The following is a 5,783-nucleotide window of genomic DNA, read 5'->3' as shown; positions in this document are numbered from 1 at the left end:
CGCTTCTCCCTTTCCGTCCCACAAAAGCAATAGCGGTGCAAATTCTTTCAGTTTCCAAGAAACCGCTAAGTAAGCTCCCGCTATGACTTGGTCGATTTCTTTTCTTCGCAAACTCGCTTCTATCAATGGGTAATACTTAGGTTCCGGCTCGTCCTGGATATACATCAGATGCCACACAGAAAGCCCTTCTCCTCCGGACTCAAGCATCGCGTCCAGTTCCTTCAACGTCCGCTCCCGTATTCTCTCATATTCATTCGTTCGTATCATATATCGCCTTCTTTTGTATATTATATATTACTAATTTATTTTGGAATTAGCGGTGCACAGTTTTTATTTCAGGAAAACTAAGTCCCGGTGAAAATGAGGATTTCATTTTTTAAATTAGTATATCATATTATTTTTATGTGCTTTTGCTTTTTTCCTTTACAAAACTTCCTTCAGTATTTTTTTCTGCAAAACTATGAAAACGAAATCTCTCGTTAGTCGTCGGGTTTACCGAAGACGATCCCGTTCATTTTAAAGACGACGTCTACAGAAAGATTTCGGAAAGTAAGGCATTCAAAAAAACTCTTTCCGCTCTTCTTCTAGTTTTTCAATTTTACTTTTCCTTAACGGAAAATATGCGGGGAAAAAGAAGGATTTGGAGCGAACAAAAGAAATACATCGTTTCCATTGTTACAAGGATCTCTCCTCTCATCGGTATCAAAGCCGCCTGCAAACTTTTGAAGATCTCTACACAACGCTTTTATCGTTGGAAAAACGAGGTTCACTGTCTCACTTCTACTTTTAACCTTTGTAGAAAACTACATCCCAAACAACTTACTTCCAAAGAACAAACAATCATCGCCAAGTATTTGAAAAAGCCGGAGTTGCAACATTGGCCTCTCAGGTCCGTCTTCTATCAAATGTTAAACGACACAAAAGCTTTTATGAATTTAAGTACTTTTTACAAGTATGCTCGGGCTTTAAGACCGGATTTCAAACGTTTCCGAAAACCTAAACAAAGAATCGGCATTCGTGCTTCTTCTCCTTTAACTCTCCTGCATATGGATACTACCATCTTACGCGTGCAAGACGGTTCTAAAGCTTACATCCACTTCATCATGGACAATTTCTCAAGAACCATTCTCGGTTGGAAAGCTTCACTCGAATGGAACGCAAAGAATACGGTTTCAAATCTGAAAGAGGTTTGTGAAAAATTCAATCTCTTTCACAAACCGATCCGGCTGCTTTGCGACGACGGTTCCGAAAATCAAGGCGAGGTCAATGGTTTCTTAGACCAATCCAATCTATTCATCGAAAAACTAATCGCTCAGGTCGACATCTCCTACTCTAACAGTATGATCGAAGCCGTGAACAAGAAAATGAAATATGAATTTCTGTTTCCTAAAAATCCTGTTTCTTTCGAGGAAGTGATCGACACTCTCAAAGACGCTGTTCCCCAATACAACTCCCGTCCAAGCGGTGTCTTGTTCGGTTTCTCGCCGGATCAAGTCTTAAACGGTGATATTCCCGACAAACACCGTTTTGTCGAGAAAATCAAAGAGGCCGCCGCAAAACGACCTAAAATCAACAAACAAGGTTTATGTGATCCTTGTTCTGATCATTCTGCTATTTCGAAAAAGAGAAAGTATATTTTCACATTCAAACACCGGCTAATTTTAATTAGTCGGTGTTTCTTTTTTTTTATTCGATCTCCGTGAAGGTGTCATCTTATCATTTCACCTTTTCAAGCGGCATTCCGGTTTTCCGGACCCAGCTTGCTACCTTTGGTGTGGATTCTGCACGGGGATGAATGCCATGAGGAAAGGCTCCTTGGAGGGAAAAAATGTTAATCCAATTCGATGGATAATTTAGCCTTCATAGACGAATCCGTCAAACTCAAAAACCGAAAATTGGTTAGATTTTTCACTACATTAGGATATTTTAAGGATGTAAATGGATAGGAGCTAGCGCAAGAAACCCCAAAATGGATATTCATTCGAGAATCAAAAAGCTAAGGCAAGAACGAGATTGGACTCAGGAAGAACTTGCAAACAAGATAGGAATCCAACAAAAGCAAGTCTCCGCTTACGAAAGAGGCGTGAATTTTCCTTCTACGGAAATTTTGATTAAGCTCGCTGAAATCTTTGATGTTTCTCTCGACTACCTCGCTTTTGACAAGGCTTCGATAAGCGCAAAGGTAGAAGTAAAAGATAGAGAATTGCTTCGATACTTTGAAACGATCGACAAAATGAATGAGAAAGACAAAAATACGGTTAAAGAAATTCTACATCTCGTTGTGACTCAGAAAAAAATACAAGAACTCGCTGGAGCTAAATAACAAGAAGATCATGAAATCCTCTCATTCTCAATTCATCAAAGATAATAATTCTAAGAAAATTTCAAAGGAAGAACTCGTAGACATCCGGCTCTACGACGAAATAAAAGCGAAGAAAGAAAAGATGATTCCTCTCGATGAATATTTAAAAGAAAAAAAGAAGCGTCGATAATTTAATGAAAATTCTTCTCGATGTAAAAGACGAAAAAGCGCACCTACTTCTCGAACTTCTTCGAGAATTGTCATTCGTGAACCAAATTACAATTCTAACCGAGCCGAAAGACTCGTTTACAAAAGTCTGGGACAACGAAGAAGATGCTGTCTACGACAATCTTTAACTAAAACAACATTCAAGAACTTCTCGATGAACTTTAAAGAATACGAACAATGATCAGAACAAGACTCACTCCGCAAAACACAGACCTCCATCTTTCCATTCCCGAAGGTTACGTGGGGAAAAACATCGAAGTCCTTCTTTACGCAGTCGACGAAATCAAGGAAGAACCCAAAAGCCCGGCCACAATGAAAGACTTTCGTGGAACTCTCTCAAAAGAATCAGCCGCTAAACTTCAAGAAAAAGTTCAAAAAGAAAGAGAAGAATGGAACTGAAATTCCTACTTGATACAAACGTTGTCATCGATCATCTCGCAAACGAACTTCCGGAACCCGCCGCTAATTTCATCGACAACCTTCTACCGGCCGTCTCCATCATCTCTAAAATCGAACTCTTAGGTTGGCACAAAGCTTCCGAAGAAGACATCGAACAAATTCAATACTTCGTTTCTCTTGCGCATGTCTTCCCGCTCGATGAATCTGTCGAGAGGGAAACAATCCGTCTCAGACAAATTCTCAAAATCAAAACTCCAGACGCTATCATCGCCGCCACCGCGCTCGTTCACGGTCTAACTCTCGTCTCAAGAAACATTCAAGACTTCCAATCCATTCCCAACTTAAACGTCATCGATCCATGGAAGGCTTAATACAAAAAAACCCGGCTATTACACCGGGCAAGTTTGATCTTTAGATACACTCATGATTTCTAATATGCCTTCAAGGTCTAAAACCTCTTAAGTCGGCGGGGTTTAGTCTGAAACGGCGGTGCCCACTTTTCTGCTGGGTCTGAAAACGAGCTTTTCAGTTAAAAGTTTTCGGTCTTCAAGCAGCATATCGGTTTCTATTCTTCCTTTAGTATATCAACATTCTCTTATTTGTCAGCGGTCAATTTCCAATTTTCTTCTTTCACCTTCTCCAGGTCCTCAAACGGTACTTCCAATTTCGCCTCCGGATCAAATTCTGTTTAAACACAATAAAATCTGAATATTCTGAAAAACCACTATCCACTGATTCCTAAAACCTATCCACTAATACACATACATCCTTTGGCCGCTTCTCTTGTCTCTTACCGCTTCCCCTAATACAAAGCCTTTCTTGCTTTTCTTTTCTTCCATTTCTTCCCCCAGTTTTTTGTCTTCTAATGGGTTCCGATTTTTCTAGGCTTTCCTTGTGCCCCCTTACCATCTATTGGAAAGAAGGGAACTTTTGTTTGTTTCTAAGTTCTATTCTCTTTTGTTCGGTTTACAGATATCGCTACTTAATTTTCAAACTGAAAGGTGCGTTAGACGCATTTCTACTTCTTTTTCGGTACAGAGTGGTCTTCTTCATGATATTGTAATTCGTATTTTAGATTACTCGTGGAAACACATTGCTGAATCGTTTGCATGGATGCTTCCGCACCGGCAGAACTATTCAAATTCCATTTTCCATCCGCTTCTTTTTCAGAGTAGTCATCGGCCATGAGTGCATAAGTGTCTGAACCTGATAAACCTTGATAAGTAAGCAAAAAATACTTACGGCTTTTGCCATTGATTTCAATCGTTACACTTTCCGAATCTTTCTCTAAAATTTTACCTTTGTAAACCTTGCCTTCTAAAATCCCAAGTTCTACAACGTTTGCCTTGAGATCAATTCGGAGACAATATTCTTTAAACTTAGTCTTTAGTCCAAAAAGATCTTTAACAATATGCATATCATCCATTGAATATACGCCATTGAATACATATTCAGTATTCATATCCTGCACCTTCTCTTCCTTAACCGGACTTTCTTGTTTCGGAACTTCTTTGTTCTCTTCCTTGCAGAAGAAAACAAAGAACAACATACTTACTAACGCGATTTTCTTTTTCATGTTTCACCAATTGTCGTTGTATTTGATTTGATATACCTTGCTGAAATCCATTGGCTTAGGTTCTTTTTTCTCTCGGTTGTTATTAATGTCGTACCATTGACCATCTTTACCCCTCGCCACATTTTGCCAGTGGTTTGCATTTCCGTCACCGGTTGTGTCCGTAAACACGATCGCATTGTTCGCTTTGCTTCGGTTCAAAATATCAACCTGCGATCTCGTTACATGGACTTCGGAACTTTTTTGATTTTTCAAAGTATTCAAGTCTCCGCTCCATTGAGGTCCCACACCCAAAGAAGGAGCCTTCATTCCTCTGTAGTCACTGTTCGTCATTCCGATATTTCCTAACTGCGCTTGAGCAAAGTAATTTGTTTTTGTATCCACTCCCAAATAGTTCGAATGCGAATTCACAAAACAAATTGCAGCCGTCGTCGATGATCCTAACTGAGTACTCGAAATCTTGTTGTTCAACACCAGATCTCTTACTTGGCCGTATCGGCGATAATCTTCCAAACCGCTCGTTACCTTAGCAAGATCTTTTTTCTCATTGGCAGTCAATGTTCCATACACTGCTTTCTCTTTCAGCTCAATCATTCTTCCCATCAGTTGCGTTCGGTTGTCTGCATTCTCTCCTTTGAATTTAAATGCGTCTCCCGCCTTCATATCATTCATTTGATGATTCACTGCTTCGATTTTTAACAAAAGCACTTCATTGTATTTGTCGTTTTTTCCTCCCCCCGAATTGATCGCTTTGTATTCCGCATCTAAAGCCGCTTTTTGATCTTTCAGTTTGTCCAACTTCACCTTGTCCCCAAGACTCATGTTTTTCTCATTGTCTGCAATCTGACTTCTTCTCAAATCAATTTCCGCGGTAAACTCCTTGTGTAACTTTCCGTCTTTACCTTGGTTGGCGCTATACGTCTCATCTATTTTCTTACTCAAATTCTCTGCAGCACCATCCCTATTTTGAATACGATCATACTGGTTTATTTCCAACTTAGATGGATCGATACCTGATCCTTTGTTTTTTCCGTCGTTGTCGATGTCACCGTGGTTTTGGGAGTAGTCTTCTCCTTCTCTTCTCGTTGCAGCAAATCCCATTCCTTCCAAAATCGCCGCTCCAAGTTCTCGAATATTTCTCTCCTGAGCGGCTCTAGACTCTGCTTCCGCAGCGGTCTCGCTGGAATCCTCCGACATACCTCGGTTCATAGAATATTGAGCGATAAAATCAGCGTTAGACGACAAACCGGACTTCGAGTTCAAGTTGAGTGCGTTTGTACC

Annotated in this window: 6 protein-coding genes and 3 pseudogenes; 6 read left to right on the top strand and 3 right to left on the bottom strand. The window is 40.1% G+C overall.

Translation table 11 applies throughout. From position 1 onward, the window contains the following. Window positions 1–267 (bottom strand): annotated as a pseudogene (locus LEP1GSC194_RS12425) (hypothetical protein); the annotation flags it as partial. 143 nt (window positions 268–410) lie between these two features. On the opposite strand from LEP1GSC194_RS12425, the pseudogene LEP1GSC194_RS12420 reads away from it, so the two are divergent. From LEP1GSC194_RS12420 to LEP1GSC194_RS12405, 6 genes and pseudogenes are all read left to right on the top strand, one after another. Beyond that, window positions 411–1,631, top strand: a pseudogene (locus LEP1GSC194_RS12420) (DDE-type integrase/transposase/recombinase); the annotation flags it as partial. Window positions 1,632–1,969: 338 nt separating this feature from the next. Next, window positions 1,970–2,323 carry a helix-turn-helix domain-containing protein gene (locus tag LEP1GSC194_RS12415; protein WP_004463259.1) on the top strand — a complete coding sequence of 118 codons (354 nt, stop codon included), beginning with the start codon at window positions 1,970–1,972 and terminating at the stop codon, window positions 2,321–2,323. Window positions 2,324–2,333: 10 nt separating this feature from the next. Then, window positions 2,334–2,492: a hypothetical protein gene (locus LEP1GSC194_RS22690; protein ID WP_004500550.1), complete on the top strand. Its 159-nt coding sequence runs from the start codon at window positions 2,334–2,336 to the stop codon at window positions 2,490–2,492. 4 nt (window positions 2,493–2,496) lie between these two features. Further along, window positions 2,497–2,658, top strand: a complete 162-nt coding sequence (locus LEP1GSC194_RS22685; protein ID WP_020773905.1) for a hypothetical protein — start codon at window positions 2,497–2,499, stop codon at window positions 2,656–2,658. Window positions 2,659–2,707: 49 nt separating this feature from the next. After that, window positions 2,708–2,929: a hypothetical protein gene (locus tag LEP1GSC194_RS12410; protein ID WP_020773912.1), complete on the top strand. Its 222-nt coding sequence runs from the start codon at window positions 2,708–2,710 to the stop codon at window positions 2,927–2,929. Next, window positions 2,920–3,300, top strand: a complete 381-nt coding sequence (locus LEP1GSC194_RS12405) for a type II toxin-antitoxin system VapC family toxin (protein WP_020773910.1) — start codon at window positions 2,920–2,922, stop codon at window positions 3,298–3,300. The genes LEP1GSC194_RS12410 and LEP1GSC194_RS12405 overlap by 10 nt, the downstream gene beginning before the upstream one ends. 647 nt (window positions 3,301–3,947) lie before the next feature. Here LEP1GSC194_RS12405 and LEP1GSC194_RS12400 read toward each other — a convergent pair. Both LEP1GSC194_RS12400 and LEP1GSC194_RS12395 read right to left on the bottom strand, forming a co-directional pair. Beyond that, window positions 3,948–4,505 (bottom strand): hypothetical protein, encoded by a 558-nt coding sequence (locus tag LEP1GSC194_RS12400; protein ID WP_020773913.1) that lies wholly within the window; start codon window positions 4,503–4,505, stop codon window positions 3,948–3,950. 3 nt (window positions 4,506–4,508) lie between these two features. Continuing rightward, window positions 4,509–5,783: pseudogene (locus tag LEP1GSC194_RS12395) on the bottom strand (hypothetical protein); the annotation flags it as partial.

This window comes from Leptospira alstonii serovar Sichuan str. 79601, assembly GCF_000347175.1.
Lineage (GTDB): Bacteria > Spirochaetota > Leptospiria > Leptospirales > Leptospiraceae > Leptospira > Leptospira alstonii.
This window is presented reverse-complemented; position numbering and strand designations above follow the sequence as displayed.